This is a genomic window from Mesorhizobium sp. CA8, from assembly GCF_020164955.1.
Classification (GTDB): Bacteria; Pseudomonadota; Alphaproteobacteria; order Rhizobiales; family Rhizobiaceae; genus Mesorhizobium.
The window spans coordinates 133,546-156,267 of sequence record NZ_JAIUHG010000006.1; the positions used below are offsets into that span (position 1 = coordinate 133,546).

Annotated in this window: 25 protein-coding genes; 17 read left to right on the forward strand and 8 right to left on the reverse strand. The window is 63.8% G+C overall.

Going from position 1 to position 22,722, the window contains the following annotated elements:
- Positions 1–17: 17 nt before the first annotated feature.
- Positions 18–443, reverse strand: a complete 426-nt coding sequence (locus tag LB553_RS09195; RefSeq protein ID WP_224512486.1) for an NUDIX hydrolase — start codon at positions 441–443, stop codon at positions 18–20.
- Positions 444–560: 117 nt separating this feature from the next.
- Between LB553_RS09195 and LB553_RS09200 the strand changes: the two genes are divergently transcribed.
- Positions 561–1,322 (forward strand): SOS response-associated peptidase, encoded by a 762-nt coding sequence (locus tag LB553_RS09200; protein WP_224512487.1) that lies wholly within the window; start codon positions 561–563, stop codon positions 1,320–1,322.
- 196 nt (positions 1,323–1,518) lie between these two features.
- Here the strand turns inward: LB553_RS09200 and LB553_RS09205 are convergent, their stop codons facing one another.
- Positions 1,519–1,674: a hypothetical protein gene (locus LB553_RS09205; protein ID WP_224512488.1), complete on the reverse strand. Its 156-nt coding sequence runs from the start codon at positions 1,672–1,674 to the stop codon at positions 1,519–1,521.
- Between the two features lie 443 nt (positions 1,675–2,117).
- Between LB553_RS09205 and cysS the strand changes: the two genes are divergently transcribed.
- From cysS to LB553_RS09250, 9 genes are all read left to right on the forward strand, one after another.
- Entirely contained in the window at positions 2,118–3,569 is a 1,452-nt protein-coding gene (cysS, locus tag LB553_RS09210) for a cysteine--tRNA ligase (RefSeq protein WP_224512489.1), read from the forward strand.
- 274 nt (positions 3,570–3,843) lie between these two features.
- Positions 3,844–4,242 carry an endonuclease domain-containing protein gene (locus LB553_RS09215; RefSeq protein WP_224512490.1) on the forward strand — a complete coding sequence of 133 codons (399 nt, stop codon included), beginning with the start codon at positions 3,844–3,846 and terminating at the stop codon, positions 4,240–4,242.
- The gene (locus LB553_RS09220) at positions 4,239–4,625 is read left to right on the forward strand and encodes a VOC family protein (protein ID WP_224512491.1); all 387 of its coding nucleotides are present in this window, start codon (positions 4,239–4,241) and stop codon (positions 4,623–4,625) included. The genes LB553_RS09215 and LB553_RS09220 overlap by 4 nt, the downstream gene beginning before the upstream one ends.
- Before the next feature lie 39 nt (positions 4,626–4,664).
- Positions 4,665–5,156, forward strand: coding sequence for a GFA family protein (locus tag LB553_RS09225; RefSeq protein ID WP_224512492.1), 492 nt, complete (start codon positions 4,665–4,667; stop codon positions 5,154–5,156).
- Positions 5,153–5,629 (forward strand): GFA family protein, encoded by a 477-nt coding sequence (locus LB553_RS09230; RefSeq protein WP_224512493.1) that lies wholly within the window; start codon positions 5,153–5,155, stop codon positions 5,627–5,629. Before LB553_RS09225 ends, LB553_RS09230 begins: the two co-directional genes overlap by 4 nt.
- Positions 5,626–6,591, forward strand: a complete 966-nt coding sequence (pip, locus tag LB553_RS09235) for a prolyl aminopeptidase (RefSeq protein WP_224512494.1) — start codon at positions 5,626–5,628, stop codon at positions 6,589–6,591. Before LB553_RS09230 ends, pip begins: the two co-directional genes overlap by 4 nt.
- 54 nt (positions 6,592–6,645) lie before the next feature.
- Positions 6,646–8,262: a citramalate synthase gene (gene cimA / locus LB553_RS09240; protein WP_224512495.1), complete on the forward strand. Its 1,617-nt coding sequence runs from the start codon at positions 6,646–6,648 to the stop codon at positions 8,260–8,262.
- A 129-nt stretch (positions 8,263–8,391) separates the two neighbouring features.
- A complete protein-coding gene (rarD, locus tag LB553_RS09245) occupies positions 8,392–9,321 on the forward strand; it encodes an EamA family transporter RarD (RefSeq protein ID WP_224512496.1) in 930 nt (309 codons plus the stop codon).
- Between the two features lie 53 nt (positions 9,322–9,374).
- Entirely contained in the window at positions 9,375–10,061 is a 687-nt protein-coding gene (locus tag LB553_RS09250; protein ID WP_224512497.1) for a glutathione S-transferase, read from the forward strand.
- Positions 10,062–10,065: 4 nt separating this feature from the next.
- Here LB553_RS09250 and LB553_RS09255 read toward each other — a convergent pair whose 3' ends face one another.
- Both LB553_RS09255 and LB553_RS09260 read right to left on the reverse strand, forming a co-directional pair.
- Positions 10,066–11,061, reverse strand: a complete 996-nt coding sequence (locus LB553_RS09255; protein WP_224512499.1) for a transporter — start codon at positions 11,059–11,061, stop codon at positions 10,066–10,068.
- Between the two features lie 209 nt (positions 11,062–11,270).
- On the reverse strand, positions 11,271–13,868 hold the full coding sequence (locus LB553_RS09260) for an EAL domain-containing protein (protein ID WP_224512673.1): 2,598 nt from the start codon (positions 13,866–13,868) through the stop codon (positions 11,271–11,273).
- A 356-nt stretch (positions 13,869–14,224) separates the two neighbouring features.
- Between LB553_RS09260 and LB553_RS09265 the strand changes: the two genes are divergently transcribed.
- The 4 genes from LB553_RS09265 (at position 14,225) to LB553_RS09280 (ending at position 16,900) form a co-directional block, all read left to right on the forward strand.
- Positions 14,225–14,446 (forward strand): DUF680 domain-containing protein, encoded by a 222-nt coding sequence (locus LB553_RS09265; RefSeq protein ID WP_224512501.1) that lies wholly within the window; start codon positions 14,225–14,227, stop codon positions 14,444–14,446.
- Positions 14,447–14,693: 247 nt separating this feature from the next.
- Complete coding sequence (locus LB553_RS09270) at positions 14,694–15,665, forward strand: MBL fold metallo-hydrolase (protein ID WP_224512503.1); 972 nt, start codon at positions 14,694–14,696, stop codon at positions 15,663–15,665.
- 36 nt (positions 15,666–15,701) lie between these two features.
- Positions 15,702–16,163: a tetratricopeptide repeat protein gene (locus LB553_RS09275; RefSeq protein WP_224512505.1), complete on the forward strand. Its 462-nt coding sequence runs from the start codon at positions 15,702–15,704 to the stop codon at positions 16,161–16,163.
- A gap of 254 nt (positions 16,164–16,417) precedes the next feature.
- On the forward strand, positions 16,418–16,900 hold the full coding sequence (locus LB553_RS09280; RefSeq protein ID WP_224512506.1) for a DoxX family protein: 483 nt from the start codon (positions 16,418–16,420) through the stop codon (positions 16,898–16,900).
- A 30-nt stretch (positions 16,901–16,930) separates the two neighbouring features.
- Here LB553_RS09280 and LB553_RS09285 read toward each other — a convergent pair whose 3' ends face one another.
- On the reverse strand, positions 16,931–17,713 hold the full coding sequence (locus LB553_RS09285; protein ID WP_224512508.1) for a glucose 1-dehydrogenase: 783 nt from the start codon (positions 17,711–17,713) through the stop codon (positions 16,931–16,933).
- Positions 17,700–18,731: an L-idonate 5-dehydrogenase gene (locus tag LB553_RS09290; protein WP_224512675.1), complete on the reverse strand. Its 1,032-nt coding sequence runs from the start codon at positions 18,729–18,731 to the stop codon at positions 17,700–17,702. The genes LB553_RS09285 and LB553_RS09290 overlap by 14 nt, the downstream gene beginning before the upstream one ends.
- Positions 18,732–18,928: 197 nt before the next feature.
- On the opposite strand from LB553_RS09290, the gene LB553_RS09295 reads away from it, so the two are divergent.
- A complete protein-coding gene (locus LB553_RS09295) occupies positions 18,929–19,645 on the forward strand; it encodes a FadR/GntR family transcriptional regulator (protein ID WP_224512510.1) in 717 nt (238 codons plus the stop codon).
- A 57-nt stretch (positions 19,646–19,702) separates the two neighbouring features.
- Here the strand turns inward: LB553_RS09295 and LB553_RS09300 are convergent, their stop codons facing one another.
- Positions 19,703–20,503: a pyrroline-5-carboxylate reductase gene (locus tag LB553_RS09300; RefSeq protein WP_224512677.1), complete on the reverse strand. Its 801-nt coding sequence runs from the start codon at positions 20,501–20,503 to the stop codon at positions 19,703–19,705.
- Positions 20,504–20,560: 57 nt separating this feature from the next.
- The gene (locus LB553_RS09305) at positions 20,561–20,851 is read right to left on the reverse strand and encodes a muconolactone Delta-isomerase family protein (RefSeq protein ID WP_224512512.1); all 291 of its coding nucleotides are present in this window, start codon (positions 20,849–20,851) and stop codon (positions 20,561–20,563) included.
- Between the two features lie 107 nt (positions 20,852–20,958).
- Between LB553_RS09305 and LB553_RS09310 the strand changes: the two genes are divergently transcribed.
- Together LB553_RS09310 and modA are read left to right on the forward strand one after the other, a co-directional pair.
- Positions 20,959–21,843, forward strand: a complete 885-nt coding sequence (locus LB553_RS09310) for a LysR family transcriptional regulator (protein ID WP_224512514.1) — start codon at positions 20,959–20,961, stop codon at positions 21,841–21,843.
- Positions 21,844–22,027: 184 nt separating this feature from the next.
- The gene (gene modA / locus LB553_RS09315) at positions 22,028–22,720 is read left to right on the forward strand and encodes a molybdate ABC transporter substrate-binding protein (protein WP_224512516.1); all 693 of its coding nucleotides are present in this window, start codon (positions 22,028–22,030) and stop codon (positions 22,718–22,720) included.
- Positions 22,721–22,722 lie beyond the last annotated feature (2 nt).

Genomic DNA, 22,722 nt, shown 5'->3' on the forward strand with positions numbered 1-22,722 from the left:
AAGGCCATTCTGGAGACTCACCGTCTGGCGCCTTGCGCGGGGCCGAGCAACTCCTCGGCGACCGAGAACACATCGCCGGCAAGCGGCATCGCTGCCATTTCCGCCAGCGTGTAGAACGCAGCGGTCTCGGCATCGTCGCTGGCAACGGGCTCGCCGCCGGCATAGGCGGCGCCGAACACCGTCAGCAGGTAGTCGACCGCGTGGTTTTCAGCATGGCCGTCGATATGGATGTCGCGCAGCGGGCGATAGCCTGTCGCCTCGAGCCCGGTTTCTTCCAGCAATTCGCGCGCAGCGGCCTCCGCCAGCGTTTCGCCCGGCTCGACCTTGCCGCCGGGATAGGCGTAGAGCCCTTGCGACGGCGCCCGCCCGCGCTTGACCAGAAGCACGGTTCCGTCGCGCACGACCGCGACGGAAACGGCCGGTATGATCTTGCGCTGTTCCATGCGTGCCGATCTTTCTGCAGCCTTTTGTGGACCGGTTGGGCGAGTCCAGCTTTAGCCGTTGCGGCCCGGCGGTTCCATCGCCACTTTCGTGGCACATCAATCGAAGAGCCCAGATCCATGTGCGGACGCTTTGCCCTGACCGCTACGCCGGACCAGACCGCCGCCTTCCTTGGCCTGGCCGAGCTGGAGGAATTTCCGGCGCGCTACAACATCGCGCCGACACAGCCGGTGCTGATGGCGCTTGCTGGTCCGCAGCGGGAACCTGGTTCGAACCTGCCGGACCGCCAGGCGATGCTGGTGCGCTGGGGCCTGATTCCGGCCTGGGTCGAGGACACAAAGGCGTTTCCGCTGCTCATCAATGCCCGCTCCGAAGGCGTGCTGCAAAAAGCCTCGTTCAAGGCCGCGATGCGCCACCGCCGCGCTCTTGTGCCGGCCTCCGGCTTTTACGAATGGCAGCAGTCGGGCTCGGCCAAGGGCCAGCCCTACTGGATCCGGCCGAAGCGAGGTGGGGTGATTGCCTTCGCCGGGCTGATTGAGACCTATGCCGAACCAGGCGGCTCGGAGATGGACACCGGCGCGATCATCACGACCGAGGCCAATGCCGGCATCGCCCATATCCATGACCGCATGCCGGTGGTCATCAAGGAACACGACTTCGCCCGCTGGCTCGATTGCCGCACGCAGGAGCCGCGCGCCGTGCTCGACCTGCTGAAGCCCGCCGAGCCCGATTTCTTCGAGGCGATTCCGGTTTCCGACCTGGTCAACAAGGTCGCCAACACCGGGCCGGAGATCCAGCAGCGCGGCATCGTTCCGCCGCAGGCCGAAAAACCCAGGCGCCAGAAGCCCGGCGCGGACGAAAACCAAATGACTTTATTTTAGCGCAATTCCAGGAAAAGTGTGGAGCGGTTAGGTTCGGCGCCTTCGCCGTAACCTTCCGTTCGGATTGCGTCAAACCATCCAGCGGAAGGCTGCTTGCCTCGAAAGGCTGCTGTGGGGCCTTTCATCTCCAGGGCGCTCTTTTGGCGCCCTCATCGCCGGCGTCCCGCCGTCGGGGGACCGTGCCGATCGTACCTTTTCAAGCAGCGCGCGGCGAAACGATCTTCTGCGCCGGCTTCTTCTTCTTCGCGGTGTGGAGAAGGGCCGCGACGATCGCCGCCGGGCCGATCGCGCGGTAGTGGCTGGCGAGAGCCGGCTGCGCTTGTCGGTTCTGTTCCTGCTTGTTGCGAGGCATTGTTCTCTTCCCTGGTAACGGCTTCGTGTTCAGCGTTTGGCGGCTGATTCGGACCAAATCGTGACACTTGGCGGGTCTAGCCGGCGAATGTTTCATAACTGTGCCGACATGTTTAATAAAATGTTTCGTCCTACCTTTACCTGTGATCCGACGACATCTTTCCTTGGCAGAGCGACTTGACGGCAACACCTGCCGGCGCGATAAAGCCGCGCATGAAAACGTCTTTCGCCATTTGTGGCATTTGCATTATTGGCTAGCCTCGCGCTGGTCCGGACGTTTTCGCCTCATCTTTCCCCAGATCGGAAAAAACGCCCCGGCCAGCAGGCTGGAGCCTGATTTGCGCCTTCGGTGCAGACCCGGTTCCGGCTCAAGCATGACCCCGAAAAGCGGAAGCCGGTTTTCGGATAAGTCATGCTCAACAAGAAACTAAGGACCGGGACCGCATGTCTGACGCATCGAAGGGCCTCAGCCTCTACAACACGCTAACGCGGGCCAAGGGACCTTTCGTCCCGATCGATCCGCAAAATGTGCGCATGTATGTCTGCGGCCCGACCGTCTACGACTTCGCCCATATCGGTAATGCGCGCCCGGCGATCGTCTTCGACGTGCTCTTCCGTCTGTTGCGCCATCTCTACGGCGAAAGCCATGTCACGTATGTGCGCAACATCACGGATGTCGACGACAAGATAAATGCCAGGGCGCTGCGCGACTTCGGCGACGACATTGCGGCCGGAAAGCTCTCGCTCAACGACGCGATCCGCAAGGTCACCGAAAAGACCGCCGACCAGTACCACAAGGACATCAAGGCTCTCGGTTGCCTTGAGCCGACATTCGAGCCGCGGGCCACCGAGTTCGTTGCGCCCCGCGCCGACGGCAAGGCTGACATGCTGTCGCTGATTGCGCAACTGATCGAGCGCGGCCACGCCTATGTCGCCGGCGGCGAAGTGCTGTTCGACACCGCCTCGATGCCGGACTATGGCGAGCTCTCGAAGCGCAATCTCGACGAGCAGCAGGCCGGCGCGCGCATCGCCGTCGACGCGCACAAGAAGAACCCCGGCGATTTCGTGCTGTGGAAATTGTCTTCGCCCGAAGAGCCCGGCTGGGAGAGCCCGTGGGGCAGGGGCCGGCCCGGCTGGCACATCGAATGCTCGGCCATGTCGGCCGCCTATCTCGGCGAGGTTTTCGACATCCATGGCGGCGGGCTGGACCTGATCTTTCCGCACCACGAGAACGAGATAGCCCAGTCGCGCTGCGCGCACGGCACCAAGGTCATGGCTAATGTCTGGATGCATAACGGCTTTCTGCAGGTAGAGGGCCAGAAGATGTCGAAGAGCCTCGGCAACTTCTTCTCGATCCATGAGCTGCTGGAGACCGAGACTTTCGGCGGCCGCACCTGGCCGGGCGAGGTGCTCAGGCTGGCAATGCTGATGACGCATTACCGTGAGCCGATCGACTTCTCCGTGCGCAAGCTGGAGGAGGCGGAGAACACGCTGCGCAAATGGAAGCGCGCCGCCGACCTCGCGCCTGTGGCGGCAAAAGAATTGCCGGCCGAGGTGGTGGAAGCGCTGTCGGACGATCTCGCCACTTACACTGCCTTGCAGCGGCTGACGCAGCTTGCCGGCGAGGCGGTCGATGCCGGCGGCAATGTCGGGAATGGCGCAGCCGCTTCGCTAAAGGCAGCGCTGGCCTTTCTCGGCTTCGATACGGGCGCGGCCAAGGTGGACGAGGCGGCGATCGCCAAGGCGATCGCGGATCGTCTGGAGTTTATCGCTGCCAAGAACTGGGCCGAGGGTGATCGCATCCGCAATGAGCTACTGGCGCAGAGCGTGCAACTGAAGGACGGAAAGGACCCCGTGACCGGCGAGCGCGTGACGACCTGGGAGATCAAGCGGTGAGGGAACCTTGGCGATTGGCGAAGGCGCCGGTGACGGCCAATCTCCCCCCTTGCGGGGGAGATGTCCGGCAGGACAGAGGGGGGTGTGAAGGAACGCCAGCGTCCGAGCTTGCCCACTTTGGCGATAACCATCTTCTGAGAGCGCAGCACTCCCGAGTTTCGGCCACGCTGGCGGGGCAGCACCCCCCTCTGTCCTGCCGGACATCTCCCCCGCAAGGGGGGAGATTAGCCGGCGCGTCCGGTTTCGCTAATCTCCAGCGGAAGGCGGTCTGAACATGGGCCACGACCGCTTTCCTCTTGGTCAGCGCAAGAACGCCAAGTCGATGCGCCGCGCGATGACCGATGCCGAGCTGAAACTCTGGAACGAGTTGCGCGCTCACCGGCTGATGGGAATGAGCTTCAGGCGGCAAGTGCCCATCGGACCCTACATTGTCGATTTCGCATGTTCGGCATATCGCCTCATAATCGAGGTTGATGGCAGCCAGCATGGTGATGCGGAACACTCTCGGCGGGACGAGGAAAGAACTGCCTATCTAGCTGCCGGAGGCTGGACCATTCTGCGCTTCTGGAACGACGACGTGATCCGCGATATCGACAATGTCTGCCAGCACATCGTCATCGTGGTCGGCCTTGCCGATGCGCCCGCGCCACAAACGGAGGAGTTCGTCCCGTGATCGATCATCTTGGCATCAATGTTTCCAACTTCGGAAAGTCCAAGTCCTTCTACGACAAGGCGATGGCGCCGCTGGGGGCTTCCCTACTTTACATGGTGCCTGAGCAATATACTGGCGGCGCCAAGGTTGGCGGCTATGGTCGCGACCGGCCGGTGTTCTGGCTGAGCGACAGCACGGACAAGCCGAAATCCACCCAGCATGTCGCCTTTACCGCCCGCAGCCGCGCCGAGGTCGATGCCTTCCATGCGGCTGCACTTGTCGCCGGCGGCAGGGACAATGGCGCGCCGGGCCTGCATCCACATTATCACCCCAACTATTACGGCGCCTTTGTCTTCGATCCCGACGGCAACAATGTCGAAGCGGTTTGCCATGACCCGGAGTAAACCCATGACCCGGAGTAAGCCGATACCCAGGAGTGAGCGATGAGCCTCGACAACCGGCCGGTCTATACAGGTGGCTGCCAGTGCGGCGCCGTGCGCTTCCGCGTCGAAGGCGCGCTGGGAGACGCCTCGGTCTGCCATTGCCGCATGTGCCAGAAGGCGAGCGGCAATTTCTATCTGCCGCTGGTCTCGGTGCGCGGCGCTACGCTCGACTGGACGCGCGGCGAGCCGAAACGCTTCCGCTCGTCCAATGCCGTCCGGCGCGGCTTCTGCGCCGAATGCGGCACGCCGCTGACCTTCGAGGCGCCGGATGGCATCGCGCTAGCGATTGCCGCCTTCGACGACCCGACCGGCATCGCGCCCACCATCCAGTGGGGCGTCGAAGCAAAGCTTCCCTATGTAGACGGCATCGCGAAACTGCCGTCCGAGGAGACGATGGGCGATATCACGTCCGCGCCTTACCTCGCCGAGCTCGTCTCCTATCAGCATCCCGATCACGACACCGAGCAATGGCCGCCGGAGGAAAAACCATGACCGATCAAGTTCGAACCGGCGGCTGCCAGTGCGGCGCCGTGCGCTTCCGCGTGCACGGCAAGCTCGGGCGCCCGTCCATCTGCCATTGCCGCATGTGCCAGAAACAGTTCGGCAATTTCTTCGGCGCGCTGGTGACGGTGCCGAAGGACGGCGTCGAGTGGACCCATGAGGAGCCGAGCTATTTCCAGTCCTCGGTCAACATCGACCGCGGCTTCTGCGCCCGCTGCGGCACGCCGCTGACCTACCGCCAGCCCGGCTCGCTGGAGATCGCCATCGGCGCTTTCGACGACCGCTCCGACCTCGCACCGCAGATCCAGGTGAATTACGCCGTTCGCCTGCCCTGGGTGGAAAAGATCTTCGAGGCGCCGATCCTTGACGACCCCGACTTCTATCGGCGGCAGGAGCAGATCATCTCCTTCCAGCATCCCGACCACGAGACGGCCAACTGGCCGCAGCACGGTTTGAAACTATGACGATCCACGGCAGTTCGTTGCGTACGCTCTATCCCGAGATCGAGCCGTTCGAGTCAGGCATGCTCGATGTCGGCGACGGTCACACCGTCTATTGGGAGCGCTGTGGCACCAAGGGCCGCAAGCCCGCCGTGTTCCTGCATGGCGGTCCGGGCGGCACCATCTCGCCGAAACACCGGCGCCTGTTCGACCCGAAACTTTATGACGTCATCCTGTTCGACCAGCGCGGCTGCGGCAAGTCGATGCCCAACGCCTCGCTCGAGGCCAACACTACCTGGCATCTCGTCGCCGATATCGAGCGTCTGCGCGAGATGGCGGGCTTCGACAAATGGCTGGTGTTCGGCGGCTCCTGGGGCTCGACCTTGGCGCTCGCTTATGCCGAGACGCATCCGGAGCGCGTCAGCGAGCTCGTCGTGCGCGGCATCTACACGCTGACCCGCGCCGAGCTCGAATGGTACTATCAGTTCGGCGTCTCGGAGATGTTTCCCGACAAATGGGAGCGGTTCCTGGCGCCGATCCCCGAGGCCGAGCGCGGCGACATGATGGCCGCCTATCGCAAGCGGCTGGTCGGCTCCGACCGCAAGGCTCAAGTTGAGGCCGCCCGCGCCTGGAGCATCTGGGAAGGCGAGACGATCACGCTGCTTCCCGAGCCCGAGACCAGCGACCAGTTCGCCCAGGACGACTATGCGATCGCCTTCGCCCGCATAGAGAACCACTATTTCGTCCATGCCGGCTGGCTGGACGAAGGGCAGCTTTTGCGCGACGCCTGGAAGCTGAAGGACATTCCCGGCACCATCGTCCACGGCCGCTATGACATGCCGTGCCCGGCGAAATATGCCTGGGCGCTGCACAAGGCCTGGCCGAAGGCGGATTTCCACCTCATCGAGGGCGCCGGCCACGCCTATTCGGAGCCCGGGATTCTGGACCGGCTGATCCGGGCGACGGATCGGTTCGCGGGGAGATAGTGATGCACGTTCGCGGCTCCACGGTGAAGGAGCGCGGGATTTCGAGCTACTGCCATGACAAAGCAACGCCTCTACCTCTTCGACACGACCCTTCGCGACGGCCAGCAGACGCCGGGCATCGACTTTTCTGTCGAGGACAAGATCGCGATCGCCAAGCTGCTCGACGACTTCGGCATCGACTATGTCGAGGGCGGCTATCCGGGCGCCAACCCGACCGACACGACCTTCTTCCAAAAGAAACGGACTGAGAGCGCGAAATTCGTCGCCTTCGGCATGACCAAGCGGGCAGGGCTCTCGGCTTCCAACGACCCGGGGCTGGCGGCGCTGGTGCAGTCGAAGTCGGATGCCATCTGCTTCGTCGCCAAGAGCTGGGACTATCATGTGCGCGTCGCGCTCGGCTGCACGAATGAGGAGAACCTGGACTCGATCAAGACCTCGGTCGAGACGGCAGTCGCGGCCGGCAAGGAGGCCATGGTCGACTGCGAGCATTTCTTCGACGGCTTCAAGGCCAATCCGGGCTACGCGCTGGCCTGTGCGAAAACCGCTTATGATGCCGGCGCGCGCTGGGTGGTGCTGTGCGACACCAATGGCGGCACGCAGCCTTCGGAGGTGCGGGAGATCGTTGGGAAGGTCATCGCCGGCGGCATCCTAGGCGATCATCTCGGCATCCACGCCCATGACGACACCGGCCAGGCGGTGGCGAATTCACTCGCCGCCGTCGAAGCCGGCGTGCGTCAGATCCAGGGCACTCTGAACGGCATCGGCGAGCGCTGCGGCAATGCCAATCTGATCACGATCATCCCGACGCTTTCGCTGAAGCCCGCCTTCGCCGACCGCTTCGAAACCGGCATTTCGGCCGAAGATCTGACGGGGATATCCAGGCTCTCCCGCGCCTTCGACGAATTGCTCAACCGGGCGCCGGAAGCGCAGGCACCCTATGTCGGCTCCTCCGCCTTCGCCACCAAGGCCGGTATCCACGCCTCGGCCCTGGCCAAGGAGCCGGCGACCTATGAGCATGTGCCGCCGGAAGCCGTCGGCAACCGCCGCCGCGTCATGGTCTCCGACCAGGGCGGCAAGGCCAATTTCCTCGCCGAGCTGAAGCGGCGCGGCATCGACGTGCCGAAGGACGATCATCGGCTCGACGCGCTGATCGCCGTGGTCAAGGAGCGCGAGGCGGAAGGCTATGCCTATGAGGGCGCCGACGCCTCTTTCGAGCTGCTCGCGCGAAAAATGCTGCACGGCCTGCCGGAGTTCTTCAACGTCACGTCCTTCCGCTGCATGGTCGAGCGCCGCTTCGACGCCAACGGCAATCTGAAGACCGTCTCCGAGGCGATCGTGAAGGTGGAGGTCGACGGCGAGGAGAAGATGTCGGTCGCCGAAGGCCACGGCCCGGTCAACGCGCTCGACATCGCGCTGCGCAAGGATCTCGGCAAGTACCAGAACGAGATCGCCGATCTCGAGCTCGCCGATTTCAAGGTGCGCATCCTCAACGGTGGCACCGAGGCCATCACCCGCGTCCTCGTCGAATCGCATGATTCCACCGGCGCCCGCTGGTGGACGGTCGGCGTGTCGGAAAACATCATCGACGCCTCCTTCCAGGCGCTGATGGATTCGATCGTCTACAAGCTGATGAAGAACCGCGACATGGCGGGATTGGTGGCGGCGGAGTAGGCCGCCGCCCTTCCTCGTCCCCAAAGTGAGGCGAGAACTGGGACCTCCTTGAACCATCACCAAAACTCCGTTGATCCATCATGATTTTGTGATGGTCTTGGGCGCTCCGCTGGGCCATAGCGTTAGGCCATGGTCACCGCTACAGCCGATCTCGATCAGGATGCCAAGGCCCGCCGCGGGTTCCTCCTGGCGCTTGGCGCCTATTTCCTTTGGGGGCTCTTACCCTTCTACATGAAGGCGGTGGCGCATCTGCCGCTTGCCGAGGTGATCGCCAACCGCGTCGTCTGGTCGGTGCCGATCGCGGCGGCGGTGCTCATCTGGGCCGGCCGCACCGCCGATTTCAAGGCGGCGATCCGCTCGCCGAAGAGCCTTGCCATGGCGGCGCTGACGGCGGTGCTGATCTCGATCAACTGGGGTATCTATGTCTGGGCGATCGCGGTCGACCGCACCGTCGAGACCGCGCTTGGCTACTATATCAACCCGCTGGTCAGCGTCGTCGTCGGCGCCGTGCTGCTCGGCGAGCGGCTCGACAGGCTGCAGATCGCCGCAGTAGCGCTCGCCACGATCGCGGTGACGGTGCTCACAGTCGAGGCCGGCAAATTGCCATGGGTATCGCTGGCGCTCGCCTTTTCCTTTGCCGCCTATGGCTTCTTCCGCAAGACGCTGCCGATCGGCCCGAGCCAGGGTTTTCTGCTCGAGGTGGTTTTGCTCTCGGTGCCGGCGCTTGGCTACATCGCCTACCTGATCGCCACCGGCCAGGATCATTTCATCTCCAGCAGCGGTGCCGACACGGCCTTGCTGATCGGCTGCGGTCCGGTCACCGCGGTGCCGTTGCTGCTGTTTGCCTTCGGCGCCAGGCTGCTGCGCCTGTCTACCATCGGCATCATGCAATATATCGCGCCGACCATGGTGTTCCTGATCGCCGTGCTGATCTTCGATGAGCCGTTCGGCACCACGCAGGCGATCGCCTTCGCACTGATCTGGACGGCGCTGGCGATGTATTCATGGTCGATGTTCAGGGGCCGCGAGGTCCGCCCGCCGGCGCCCGCAACAAGATAAGCAAGCGCAACGTTCTCCGTCTGAGATTGCGTGACCAGGGGAAGGGGCGTCAGATGTACGTTCTGCATATCGGCAACAAGAACTATTCGTCCTGGTCGCTGCGGCCATGGCTGCTGATGCGCGTCCTCAACATTCCGTTCGAGGAGCGGCTGACGCCGTTCCCGACCGGGCCGAGTTTCGAACTCTACCGACAATTCTCGCCTAATGGCCGGGTACCCTGCCTGGTCGATGACGGCTGGGCGGTCTGGGATTCGCTCTCGATCGTCGAATACCTGGCCGAACGCCACCAGGGCGTCTGGCCGGCGGAGGCGAAGGCGCGCGCCTGGGCGCGCTCGGCCGCCGCCGAGATGCATTCGAGCTTTACCGCGATGCGCAATGACTGCCCGATGAGCTGCGGCGTCCGCGTCCAGCCATTGCCGATGTCCGGCGCGCTGAAGCACGACATCTTCCGCTTGGGAGACTTGTGGAACGATGGCCTTGCGCGTTTCGGCGGGCCGTTCCTGGCCGGCGACCGTTTTGGTGCCGTCGATGCCTTCTTTGCCCCCATCGCATTCAGGGCGCAGTCCTATGGCCTGATTTTCGAAGGCGAAGCGGCTAACTATCCGCAGCGGCTGCTCGACCTCCCGGCCATGCGCGAATGGTACGCGGCCGGACTTGCCGAGACGTGGCGCGAACCCGGCCACGAAGCCGAAGTCCAGGCCGCCGGCACGATCGTCGAGGATTTGCGGGCAACCGCCTGAAGCGCTACACGCGCCCCAGCCGTCGCACGACCATATAGATGATGCCGGCGATGACGACCGAGATCGTCGTCACCGCCCAGAATCCCAGCGGCGTGCCGACCAGCGGCAATCCGCCGACATTCATGCCGAACAGCCCGGAGATGATGGTCATCGGCAACAGCACCGCCGTCATGACGGAGAGGATATAGAGCAGCTGGTTCGACTGCTCGGTCAGCTTGGCCATCAGCTCGTCCTGCAACAGGCGCGTGCGCGCCTGCAGTTGTTCGCCGTCGTGATGCAGCGTGTGCGCCCGGTGCGAAAGCCGGGTCGCCATGTCGTTGATGGGGTCGGGCAGTTCGTTGTGATGCGAATGGTCTAGATGGCGAAAGAGACTCGTGAGCGTCGCCATCTGCCGGTGGATCAGCACCAGCTGCCGGCGCGCGTCGACCAGCGCCTGGCGCTCATTGTGCCATGCATCGCACACGATGCGATCCTCGATTCCGTCGAGCGTGTCGCCCATCTTGCCGAGCTCGGCCGCCATGCCGTCGAGCGACTGGCCCATCACCGCCTCGATTAGCTCGGCCGGCGCGCGGAATTTTCGCGTGCCGCTCTCCACCAGCTTGCGGATCTTGTCGACCGATTCCAGCGGCTGCTTGCGGGCGCCGACCAGCATCTTTTCGTTGAAGGCGAAACGGAAATGCGTGAGCCCGCGCGCCTCGGCAAAATCGTGCCTGAAGTCGGGCAGGTCGCCATAGAGGAAGTCGTCCTCGAAGTCGATCTGGCAGCCATGGCTGGGCGACAGGAAAGCATCGCGCACCGCCGCCGGCAAGGCCTGCTCGGCGCCGATCTCCTGGCGGGCGCGCATGTCGGTGATCTGGTAGCTGCGCCAGCTCCAATGCGCCTCCGCTGGATCCTTGGTGCGGCTCCCATCGGCCTTGAAATGGTAGATGAAGAACAGCCCGTGCTCGTCCGGCAAATAGGGCGAGAGGTCGGTGCCTTCGGCGGGGAGGGCGATGTTCATGGCGGCTGCGCCGGCTCTTGATGTGGTCAGGGGCCGCGGAGGCGGCCTCGGCAAACCTACCATGGCGGTTGCCGCCTGGTGTGACAGTTTGGTGACTTATGACTGCAGCTGCTGTCGCTCTCGACAGGGCTGTCCTATCGTTTGCTCGTTTGCCGAACGGGTTGCGCAGCCGGTAGCGGTGCGGTCAAACGGAAGCTCGCTTCATCCGCCTATGCCGTGGCCAGCCATTTGCGTGACGCCGCGAAGGTCCTGAAGGATTTTGCGTCCATCGGGCGCCCGAATGCGTAGCCTTGCAGGATGTCGCAGCCAAGCTCTTTCAGGATTCGCGCATGTTCCATCGTCTCGACGCCTTCCGCCACGACCCCGATGCCGAGCGATTTGCCGATCTCGATGATGGACGACACCAGCCGCCGCTGCGCCGCTGAGCCCGTTATCGGCGTGACGAGCTGCCGGTCGATCTTGAGACGGCGCGGTTGCAGTTTGAGCAAGCTGACGACGGACGCATGGCCCGTGCCGAAATCGTCGATCTCGATGTCGATCCCGAGCTCTTTGATGTGCTCGATGTTCCAGGCGACAAGCTCGTCATTTTCGTCCAAGAAAATGGATTCCACGAGCTCGAACGAGATGGTTCCCTCCTTGATCGCCAGCATGCGCAGGCCGTTGATCAAGTCGTTGTCCTCCAGCCTTCGTGCTGATACGTTGACGGAAAAGCGCGGGATGTTGAGGCCGTCGCGCGACCAGCGCTGGAAATTCTCGAGCGTTTGTTCGAGGATCGTGCGGTCGATCAGCGAGACCACATTCAATTCCTCGGCCACTTTGAGGAAGATGTCGGGGGCGAGGAGGCCGCGCCGTGGATGGCGCCAGCGCGACAGCGCCTCGACGCCGACGATCTCGAGCGTCTTGGCATCGAACTGTGGTTGATAGTAGGCGATGAATTCGTTGCGCTCCAGCCCGCCGAGGATCTCGTCAGCGGTCTGCTTGGTCCTGACGATCTCGCTCTGCAGCTCTTCGTTGAAGAACTCATAACGGTTGCGACCGCGGCTCTTGGCTCGATAGAGCGCGAGATCGGCGTTGACCAGCAACTGCTTCGCATCGATGCCGCTAAGCGCCGCAATCCCGATGCTGACCCCGAACCGGCATTGGTGGCCTTTATAGTCGACGGGCTGACGCATTTCTTCGATGATATGGTCCGCTAGCGCGGCGAGTTCATTGTCATCGCGCCCCTGGCACACCACAACGAACTCGTCCCCGCCGATGCGCGCCACGAAGTCACCTGCCCGGACGTTGGCTTTGATGACCTTCGAGGCGTGCATGAGCATGGCGTCGCCCGCCGCATGGCCGAGCGTGTCGTTGATGTGCTTGAAGCGGTCGAGGTCGAGATGCAGCAGCGCAGTGCGATCCTCGGGCGAACTGGCCAGCATCTCGTCGAGGTAACGGCGATTGGGCAGGCCTGTTAGCGAATCGTGCAGCGCCACATGCTCGATGCGCGCCTTGGCGGTCTTGAGTTCGGCATTCTTCGATTCCGACAATTGCCGTTCACGCACCAGATTCTCGTTGAGCAGAACGTCGCTGGTCACGTCCCATTCGGCCCCGACCATCTTCGGCGTGCCGTCGCTGTCCTGGAAGTAGCTTGCGCGCGCGCGCACATGGCGGACGGTGCCGTCTGGGCGAAGCAGTCGATACTGCGAGGAGTAGGGACCTTTTGCAGCCACGGCAAGGTCGAACTCGCGCTGTGCCCGCGCGATATCCTCGGGGTGGATCGCCAGTGCCCAGTCGTCATAGCCGCGCGGCTTCCCGTCGGCGGGCTTGCTGTAGATCTCATTGACGCGATCGTCCCACAGCAGCTCGTCGGTGACGAGGTCTTGCTCCCACACGCCGATGCCTGAAGCCTCCAGAGCCAGTTCCAGCCTCCCGGACAGGCGCCTCAATTCGGCATAGTTTTTCTGCCTTTCGCCGAACAGCCGTCCGGCCACCAGGATGGGCAGCACCACCAGCACAGCGGCGAGCGCCATGAGCGCCTGCAAGACTCGCTCGTTCTTCGGCACGGTCGGCCAACCGCCCTTGGGAATTGCCGAAATCTGCCAGGAACCGAACGGTAGCTGCACTTCTGCCGTCACCGGATTGTTCTCGACGATGTCGGCGCTACCGAAGAAGCGCTGGCCGCCACCGCCAAGCGCGTCCTTTCCGGTAAGCGCCACGTCTATGTCGAGATCGGGGTCGGTGAGTCCGCTTGCGGCGTAGAGCCGATCGATGTCGATAGCCGCCGAGACAAGGCCCCAGAAGCGATCGCCGCCCCCCGCCGTCGGTACGAAGACAGGGATCCGGCCGATGAAGGCGCGCCCGCCCTGCCTGAGGTCGACGGGACCGGCAAGCACCGATATGCGCTGGTCGCGCGCCCTAAGTGCCGCCAAGCGTTGCGCCTCGTTCTTGCGGTAGTCGAGCCCGATCGCCTTCTCGTTGCCCTCCATCGGATACATCATCGAAATGACGAGATCGGGCGCGCCGCCAATGTTGCGCAACTGCGATTTCTGCTTGAAGAGATTGGCAGCCAGGGAGGCAAATCTCTGCTGGCCCATATAGGGCTCGGTGACGATGGCCGCGACGAGGCCCTGAACCAGCTGGAGATTGCCGTTGATGTTTCCTTCCAGCTTGGCGCGGATGATGTTGACCTTGTAGAGGACGTCGGCGCGCGTGAGTTGATCGGAAACCCTTTTGTTCTGCTGGTCGACGAAGATCGCGCAGATCAAGAGCACGACGAAAGCAATCGCCGCCGGCACGTTGGCGGAAGAAAAAACGGCCTGCCTGATACGGCCGATGTTGAAATTTGTCGCGGTCAATTCAACCCGAATAGCTTTCCTGGACGACGCTCCGTCGATCGGAGGACGACGCGCCATCGATCGGAGTTAAAGGAAAGTGCTTAAATTAGAACTTCCATGCCCGCCTCAAGGTGCGCCATTCGCGGCCTGGAGGCTTGCCTTGAGCCAACAAACTCAAGCCATGATTAACGCCGGCTAACTGGGCCGTTCATTCCGCAAAAATCGCGATCTTCCGTTGCCAAAAAATTCTTCCGCGTCCCGGGAATAAAGCCCGGGCCTTCCGGGTCTTGGCTGTAGCGGGGCCATCCTCCCAAGGCACGCATCAACCAACCGGAAGGACTACGCATATGAACAGAACCGCTTTTGCCGCAGTCGCCATGCTCGTTGCCACCGGCAGCGCCTTCGCCGGCAGCGACCACTTCTCCGGGACAAATGGCGGCCAGCAGGCCGTCGCCATCGACACCACAACCACCGCTTCCCTCGCGAAGCCCGACATGGACCGCCACGCCATGAAGCCGGCGGCCAGGATCGCTGCGGAAGAGCCCGGCCAGGGCATTTGGGGTCGGTAGGCAGGCGGGACCGAAAGGTCCTCGCCCAGGAGTCGGGACCAAAGGTTCTGATGCCGGTGTGAGGAAGGCACGCCTCGCCTCGGGTCAACGACCAGACGTCCCGATCTCCCCGGCGCCGGCCGGTCTTCAGTCGGATCGGCCGGTTACGGTTTCCGCAGCCGGCGGAGGGCAGCACCGGGCCCTCCGCCATTCTCTCACGCCGCCTGAAACTTGAAGCAAACGCGCAAGCCACAAGAGGAGATTTCTGATGTTCAACATGACACGCCGCATGGTGCTCGGTTCCGCCGCCGCCGCGGCCGCCTTCGGCATTGCCGGCAAGCTGGAATTCGCGCCCGCGGCTCACGCCGAAACCCCGGTGGAGCCGCTGGTCGGCTTCTACAAATACAAAGTCGGTTCGCTTGAGGTCACCGCCGTCTATGACGGCATTTGGCGCAAGCCCCACGACCCGGCCTTCATCAAGGGCGTGTCGGTCGACGACACCAAGGCAGCGCTCGCCAAGGCGGGGCTGACCACCGAGTTCATGCCGATCCCGCTCACCGTCGTGGTGCTCCAGATGAACGGCCGCACCATCATGATGGACGCCGGCTCCGGCGTCGGCCAATGGCAGGCCAACGCCACGCATCTGCCGGCCAACATGAAGGCGGCCGGCATCGACTACAAGGCGATCGACACCATCATGATCTCGCATTTCCATCCGGATCATGTCTGGGGCCTGATGGAAAAGGGCACCAACAATCCGGTGTTCCCGAATGCCGAGCTGATCGTTAACGCGACCGAGTACAATTGGTGGACGGATCCGAGCCGCCTCGTCAAGCTGCCCGAGGGCCGCAAGCCGGCGGGCAAGCGCATCGCCGAGAACTTCCCGAAATGGAAGAACTGGAAGCTGGTCGACGACGGCACGGAAGTGGTGCCCGGCATCCGCATCATGGCGGCGCCCGGCCACACGCCCGGCCATTCCGTCTACCATGTCGACGCCGGCTCCGAGCAATTCCTCGTCTCGGCCGACACCATGTACGTGCCGGCGCTGCTCGCCCCGCATCCCGAATGGCAGGGCAGCTACGACCAGGACGGGCCGATGGCGATCGCCACACGCCACAAGATCATCGACCAGGTGATTGCCGACAATATCCGCATCTGCGGCTCGCACTTCCCGTTCCCTGGCACAGGCAGCTTCGTCAAGGACGGCAACGCCTACGCCTTCACCCCAACGCAGATCTGATCTGAATCGGATCCTGAAGAGAAAGCGACATCTCCCATGAAACACGCACTTTTCGCGGTGCTCGGCGCCATTGCGGTCTTGACCGCGGCCCCGATCGCCATCGCCGTGCCGGCCTATGCCGTGGACGACATCGAAGGCGCCGACGCGCCGGACCTGACGGCGGTGAAGGCCAAGATCGAGGCCAAGGATTACAAGGGCGCGCTAGCCGACCTGCGCGACCTGGCGCAGGACAACCAGCAGGCCGACGTCTACAATCTGCTCGGCTTCACGCTGCGCAAGACCGGCGACTACCAGACCTCGCTGACCTACTACACCAAGGCGCTGGAGCTGCAGCCCGATCATAAGGCCGCGCATGAATATCTGGGCGAGCTCTATGTCGAGACCGGCGACATGGCCAAGGCGAACGAGCAGCTCGCCTCGCTGCAAAAACTCTGCCCGGCGGGCTGCGAGGAGCTTTCCGACCTCAAGCAGGCCATCGACACCAAGGTGACGAAGTAGCTCGACCTGTTTCCTGGCCCCCACAAGGTGGCGGAGAACTGGCCGCGGAGCGGCCGGAGAGGGGCTTGGCACTGACCTTGCCCCGAGTGCCGACTTTTGGGCGCCACGGCGGTAGCGCGCCCGAAAACCGGAGCCGGCGTTCCTCTCCCTCGCGCCGGCTCCGACCTTTCAACCTCGAGCACTTGCAGGCGCACGTCCATCGGCGTGGCGCCCCGCTCATACCAGATGCCTGTTTTCAAAGACCGGAGCCGACCATGACACCGATCGAACTTGCCGAAAGACTTCACGCCAGGGACGTCGTCCTGCTTGCCGGCCGCCTGCTTCTATCGCTGATCTTCGTGCATGAGGGTCTGCAGTTGGCGACGCATTTCGAGGGCGCTCAGAAGGCGATGGCCGCGGTCGGCGTCAGCACGCCGCTGCTTTTGGCCACCATCGCGCTGCAGCTTGGTGCCGGCCTGTCGGTGGCGCTCGGCATCCTGGCGCGGCTGGGAGCGATCGGACTCGGCCTGTTCTGCATGATGACGGCCGGCCTATTCCACACCAGTTTCGCCAGCCAGAACGAATTGCTGCATTTCGAGAAGGACCTGGCAATCGCTGGTGGCATGTTCATCCTGGCGCTCGCCGGTTCGGGCAGGCTGTCTGTCGACAGGGTGCTGGCTGGGTTCGCAAGAGACACCAAGATCGATCCGCCCATCGAGCAGCATCCGTCGGTGGGGGAGACGAGCTTGCCGGTTTGAGGCGCGGGTCCGCGTGAGGTGAGGGCGGCCTTACAACACGCTTGTGATCCCGCCATCCACCAGCAGCGTCTGTCCCGTCACGAAGCTCGCCGCATCCGAGGCCAGGAACACCGCTGCGCCCGCCAGTTCCTCCACAGCGCCCCAGCGCCGCATCGGCGTGCGGCCGGTCAGCCATGTCGAGAATTTCTCGTCGGCGACCAAGGCGCTGTTGAGCTCGGTCTTGAAATAGCCGGGCGCGATGGCGTTGACGCGCACGCCATGCTGGCCCCATTCGCCTGCCATCGACTTGGTCAGCATGGTGATGGCGCCCTTGCTTGCCGCGTAAGGCGCGATCGAGGGGCGGGCGAGCACGCTCTGCACCGAGGAGACGTTGATGATCACGCCCCTGCAGCGCGAAATCATGCCCTTCACCGCGGCGCGGCTCACCTTGAACACGCCGTCGAGATTGGTCGCCATCAGCGCGTCCCAGTCGGCATCGGAAACAGTTTCGAGCGGCGCGCGGCGCTGGATGCCGGCATTGTTGACCAATATGTCGATCGGGCCGGTGCCGGCTTCGCTCGCTGCGATCGCCGCGTCGACCGACTGCGTGTCGGTGACGTCGATCTCGGCTTCCGCCACAGTGTAGCCGTCGGCGCGCAACCGATCGCCGGCGGCCTTGAGCTCGTCGGCCTTGCGGCCGCCGATGGTGACGCGCGCGCCGGCGGCGGCCAGCGCCTCCGCGAAGGCGAGGCCCAACCCGCGGCTGGCGCCGGTGACGAAAGCATGCCTGCCTTCGAGGCCGAAGAGACGGCCGAGATAATCAGTCGAACGCAATTTGCACCTTCATCGATTGGGATTTGTCGCTGGCCAGTTCGAAGGCTTTGCGGGCCTCGGCAAGCGGCAAAATATTGCTGAGCAACGGCGCGACGTCGATGCGGCCGGAGCCGATCAGGTCGACCGCGAGGGCGAATTCCGTGTCGAAGCGGAAGCTGCCTTTCACCTGGATTTCCTTGGTGACGATCATCGAAATGGAAAGCTCCGCCGTCGCACCCTGGCCGACGGTCACCAAGGTGCCGCGCGGCTTGATGATAGGCAAGGCGCTGGCCACCGTGGCGCCCTGGCCGGCGGCCTCGAAGACGAAATCAAAATACCCCTTGTTGGCGGCATAGCCATCCATCGCCTCGGTATTTGTAGCGACATTGATGGTGCGGTCGGCACCGGCCTTGGCGGCGTATTGCAGCGGCTTGTCCTGCAAGTCGGTGATGACGATTTCGCGCGCGCCGGCAAAGCGCGCGGCGAGCACCAAGAGCGTGCCGATCGGCCCGGCGCCCATGATCAGCACACGGCTGCCATAGACCGGCGCCTGGGCGACGGCATGCAGCGTCACGGCGAGAGGCTCGGCGAAGGCGCCGGCGGTAGGGTCGGAACCCTTCGGCAGCGGCACGGCGTTTTCGGCGCGGCAGACGAGATGCTCGGCAAAGCCGCCCTGCACATGCGGCGTGCGCATCGCGGACCCGAGGAAGCGCATGTCGAGGCAGTGAATCGGCTCACCCGTGTGGCAGAAGGCGCAGATGCCGCAGGGGTTGGCCGGATTGACGGCGACCGCCGTACCGACCGCCGGTCCTGAAACGCCGGCGCCCAGCGCCTCGACGCGACCGGCGATCTCGTGGCCGAGGATCATCGGCTCCTTCATGCTCACGGTGCCGAAGCCGCCATGGCGGAAATAGTGCAGGTCCGAGCCGCAGATGCCGCCGCGCGCAATGCGGACCAGCACCTCGCCGGGACCGGGCGAGGGGACGGCCCGCTCCTCGACATGGAGGTCGAGTGGCCGGCGCAGCACCACCGCACGCATGGAGGATATTGGCGACAAACCGGCTCTCCGCTGCTTCGCCCTGAAATTCTCGATCCTCCAGTTAGCAGGAATGCGACGCTTGTTGAAAACAATTCATCTGATAAATCAGATAAAATCCGCAGCGCCGATAATTAGTCGGTGCGTCGATCGCCGGCGCGTGTAACACTGTCGTGAAGACGCTGAATTGGGCCGGGACAATGGCAGGCAATCAGACCTCGTCGGTGACCGATGAGATAACCAACATTCTCGGCCGCGAGATTCTCGGCGGGCTGTTTCCGCCCGGCGCGACACTGCTCGGCGAGGAGGAGATTTGCGCCCGCTTCGGCGCCAGCCGAAGTGCTGCCCGCGAAGCGGTGAAGATCCTGTCGGCCAAGGGCCTGCTGCTCACCCGCCCGCGCCGCGGCTCGCGCATCCGCCCGCTGAAGGACTGGAATTTCCTCGACCCTTCGGTGCTGGGCTGGTTGCGCGCCAGCGCCACCCCGCGCCACTTCATCATCGAGCTTCTGGAAGTGCGGTTGGGCTTCGAATGCGAGGCCGCGGCCCTTGCCGCGAGCCGCAACAAAGCGGACGAGATCGCCGCCATCCGCGAGGCCTTCGAAGCGATGCGCGCGGCATCCTCGGGCCAGGGCGATCCGGTCTTGTCGGACGCCGCCTTCCACGAAGCGGTGCTCGCGGCCACTGGCAACCGCTTCTTCCTGCCGCTCTCGGCGCTGATCCATACCGCCCTGCAATACAGCGTGCCGACCACCAACGCGCTGTTCGGCCATCCGGTCGGCGACCTCGATGCGCACGGCAAGGTGCTGAGAGCGATCGAGGCCGGCGACGCGGCCAGGGCGCGCAAGGCCATGCACGATATGCTGAGCGAAGTGCTCGCCCGCGTACGCACCGCCGTCGAGTTGACCGGTGTCACCTAAGCCAGTCAGGGAGGCGCGCCGTCACCAACCAGTGCCCGGCAGCATTGGCGCTCAGGGCTACTTGCCTGAAATACGCTTATGCACGCGCTCCAGGCTCTCCGCGAAGGTCTCGAACGTTCCCCGCTCGGTGAGTTCGCGCAGCACCTGCTCGTTGATGCCGCCGCGCGTCGCATAATCTTGGGCAAGATGCATGAAGTCTTCGTTCGGGGCCGTGTCCGGCGCGTTGGCCAGCGCCTTGTAGATGCTGGTGATGTACGCGCGCGCCTTGTCGCCCGGCACGCCCTGGCCGCGCACCCACGCGTGGATCGTGTCGAGATACTTGAAATAGCTGGCATAGGTCGCGGTGACGACGCTGAGCACGTCGAACTCGTTCTGGTCCTCGACCTCGATCACGCCGCCCAGCCTGCCGAAGAACGCCGCCACGATTGGGTCCGGCGGACAGATGATCGTTGCGCCCTGCAGGCGCGCGATCATCGGCATCGGCAACGCCTTGCCGACATGCGCCGCCGGCGTCACGAGGCCGGCGATCTCCTCGCGCGATATCGTCGCGATCAGGCTGACGACGTGATGGTCCGGCCGGAACCGAAGTTCCTTCAGCACCCCGCGCGCGATCTGCGGCCGCACCGCGAGCATAACGGTGTCGCATTGGTCGAGCACGGCTTGGTTGTCGGCGGCGACGCGCACGTCCGGATAACGCGCGGCAAGCTCGGCCGCGATCGCCTCGTTGCGCGGCGAGACCACCACCGGCGTCTTCTCGCCCGGCAACGAATTCAACCCCGTGACGATGGCCGAGCTCAGGGCGCCCGTGCCGAGAAAGCCACGGCCTCTTCTTCGGCAAGGGGAGCGGTTGGCCGCGATAACGGCCCTGAAGCGATGAGGCTGCCGCGCAGGACGACAGCCTCACGTGAATCATGCTCAGCGCTTGGGCCCGAAACCGGGATAAGGGTTGAGCGGCACGATCGCCGTGATGTCCATCATGCCGGCTTCGATCAGCGGCAGCGTGGCGAGGTGGCCGCGCACTTCCTTTTCGTCGGCCGCTTCGAACATTACGCCGGTGCCGGGAACGTCGCCGCGGTTCCAGATCTGGCGCACCGCGCCTTGGGCGTAAAGCGTCTTGCGCTGTTCGGATTCGGGCGGCAGCAGCGGCGCGAAATCGGCGTCGCCGAACTTCTGGGTGTTGCGGGTGAGCAGGGCAAAGAACTGCATCGCGGTCTCCTTTCATGGCTGGTTGACGCCGGGAGATATCGCGCGCCGCTGGTCAGACTGTCCAAGACCGATTAGGCTAAAGTTAGGACCTCTGAGGACTTGGACGCATGCTCGACCTGCGCCAGATCAGATATTTCGTCGCCGTTGCCGAGACCGGCAATGTCGGCCGCGCCGCCGAGCAATTGCACATTTCGCAATCGCCCCTGAGCCGGCAGATCATCCAGCTCGAGGAGCAGCTCGGCGTCACGTTGTTCGAGCGGGCGAAGCAGCGCGTCCATCTCAATGCCGAGGGCAGGGCCTTCCTTGCCGAAGCCCGCGCGTTGCTTGCCAATGCGGCGAGGCTGGAAGAGCTCGGCCGCAACCTCGCCACCGGCGCCGCCGGCAGCCTGGCCATCGGCTATGTCGAGGGCGCGGTGCATTCCGGACTGGTCGCGGACATGCTGAGGGATTTTCGACGCGCGCGGCCGGATTTCCATCTGCAATTGCGCAGCCGGCGGACCGCGGCACAGTTCGAGGATCTGCGCCAGCGCGCCCTCGATCTCGGCTTCGTCTATGCGCCGGCGCCGCGAGGCGATCCCGATATCGAAAGCATGCTGGTGCGGCGCGAGCCATTAGTGCTGGCAATGCCGGAAGGCGATCCGCTCGCCGCTGTCGCCGATATCGCGCCCGGCCATTTCGACGGCCGCGTCTGGATCACCGTCGTGCGCCAGCCAGGCGACACCAACCGCGCGCAGTTCCTGGCGGCCTGCGTCGAATCCGGCTTCATGCCCGACATCGCCTACGAGACGGCCGATCCCTTGACTTCGCTCGGCCTGGTCAGCGCCGGGCTGGGCCTGGCGACGGTACAGGAAAGCCTGCGCTCGACCGCGCCGCCCGGCATCGTCTTCCGGGACCTGTTCTGGTTCAAGCGCAGCGTTGAGATCCACCTTGCCTGGCGGCGCAATGATCGGAGGGCGGCGATTGCGGATTTGAGGCGGTCAGTAGGACTGTAGGGCAACGGGACGTGAATTCCAGGCAAGCTCCAATGGGGCGGAAAGGTGCATTCCGGACATGATTTTGGCGCGATTCTTCGAGCCGGTTTGATCAGAAGGCCGGCACCACCGGACGCGGAGCATGGAGTCAAAGCTTAGCTAGGTATTATAAGGAAGGCCGTTTCGGCCGATTTCGGGTTAGGCCATGAATAACGCTGTCCGACTTTTTGGTGCTATTGCGGTTCGTCCCGCCGTGCTTGCACTCATATCCCAGTTCGAAAAGGCCACAGGATTCACCGTAGCGGCCAAGTGGGAGCTCAATCCGACAGTAAAAAAGCAGATTGAGGCTGGGGAACCTTTTGACCTTGTCATCACCAATCCGAACCTGATCCAGGGTCTGGTCGCCTCGGGAAAGGTCAAGGCCGGAAGCCAGGCGGCGTTCGGTCGGGTAGCAATGGGGGTGGCGGCCAAGGCAGGCTGTCGACAGCCCGAGATTGGGTCCGTGGAAACATTCGAACACGCGTTGAAGAGCGCCAGATCAGTCGCCTACGCCAGCGAAGGGACCAGCGGTGGCTACTTCTCCGATTTGCTGGAACGCTTGGGAATAGCAGATGAGGTGAAGCCCAAGCTGGTTGCCATATCGGGAGGGCAGACAGCAGCGGCCGTAGGCCGTGGGGAAGCTGAGTTGGGGGTCATTCCCGTGACTTCGATTCTCGCCGCCGCTCCCGAGGTCACGCTTGTCGGTCTGTTTCCGGCGGAACTCCAAAGTTACGTTGAATTCGCCATTGGCCTCAGCACCGATCCAACGCATGCAGAAGCCGCCAAGCAGCTATCGGGATTTCTGACGTCGATGGCCGTTGACGACATCTTGGCTGCAAAGGGCGTCGAGCGCCGCTAAAT

Bases quoted from the DNA above. Each gene is read 5' to 3' on its own strand.
- LB553_RS09275 (WP_224512505.1), top strand. From the start codon at position 15,702: ATGAAACACGCACTTTTCGCGGTGCTCGGCGCCATTGCGGTCTTGACC.
- LB553_RS09280 (WP_224512506.1), top strand. From the start codon at position 16,418: ATGACACCGATCGAACTTGCCGAAAGACTTCACGCCAGGGACGTCGTC.
- LB553_RS09205 (WP_224512488.1), bottom strand. From the start codon at position 1,674: ATGCCTCGCAACAAGCAGGAACAGAACCGACAAGCGCAGCCGGCTCTC.
- LB553_RS09225 (WP_224512492.1), top strand. From the start codon at position 4,665: ATGAGCCTCGACAACCGGCCGGTCTATACAGGTGGCTGCCAGTGCGGC.
- LB553_RS09215 (WP_224512490.1), top strand. From the start codon at position 3,844: ATGGGCCACGACCGCTTTCCTCTTGGTCAGCGCAAGAACGCCAAGTCG.
- rarD (WP_224512496.1), top strand. From the start codon at position 8,392: ATGGTCACCGCTACAGCCGATCTCGATCAGGATGCCAAGGCCCGCCGC.
- LB553_RS09290 (WP_224512675.1), bottom strand. From the start codon at position 18,731: ATGCGTGCGGTGGTGCTGCGCCGGCCACTCGACCTCCATGTCGAGGAG.
- LB553_RS09230 (WP_224512493.1), top strand. From the start codon at position 5,153: ATGACCGATCAAGTTCGAACCGGCGGCTGCCAGTGCGGCGCCGTGCGC.
- pip (WP_224512494.1), top strand. From the start codon at position 5,626: ATGACGATCCACGGCAGTTCGTTGCGTACGCTCTATCCCGAGATCGAG.
- LB553_RS09305 (WP_224512512.1), bottom strand. From the start codon at position 20,851: ATGCAGTTCTTTGCCCTGCTCACCCGCAACACCCAGAAGTTCGGCGAC.
- LB553_RS09200 (WP_224512487.1), top strand. From the start codon at position 561: ATGTGCGGACGCTTTGCCCTGACCGCTACGCCGGACCAGACCGCCGCC.
- modA (WP_224512516.1), top strand. From the start codon at position 22,028: ATGAATAACGCTGTCCGACTTTTTGGTGCTATTGCGGTTCGTCCCGCC.
- LB553_RS09265 (WP_224512501.1), top strand. From the start codon at position 14,225: ATGAACAGAACCGCTTTTGCCGCAGTCGCCATGCTCGTTGCCACCGGC.
- LB553_RS09270 (WP_224512503.1), top strand. From the start codon at position 14,694: ATGTTCAACATGACACGCCGCATGGTGCTCGGTTCCGCCGCCGCCGCG.
- LB553_RS09195 (WP_224512486.1), bottom strand. From the start codon at position 443: ATGGAACAGCGCAAGATCATACCGGCCGTTTCCGTCGCGGTCGTGCGC.
- LB553_RS09255 (WP_224512499.1), bottom strand. From the start codon at position 11,061: ATGAACATCGCCCTCCCCGCCGAAGGCACCGACCTCTCGCCCTATTTG.
- LB553_RS09310 (WP_224512514.1), top strand. From the start codon at position 20,959: ATGCTCGACCTGCGCCAGATCAGATATTTCGTCGCCGTTGCCGAGACC.
- LB553_RS09250 (WP_224512497.1), top strand. From the start codon at position 9,375: ATGTACGTTCTGCATATCGGCAACAAGAACTATTCGTCCTGGTCGCTG.
- cysS (WP_224512489.1), top strand. From the start codon at position 2,118: ATGTCTGACGCATCGAAGGGCCTCAGCCTCTACAACACGCTAACGCGG.
- cimA (WP_224512495.1), top strand. From the start codon at position 6,646: ATGACAAAGCAACGCCTCTACCTCTTCGACACGACCCTTCGCGACGGC.
- LB553_RS09295 (WP_224512510.1), top strand. From the start codon at position 18,929: ATGGCAGGCAATCAGACCTCGTCGGTGACCGATGAGATAACCAACATT.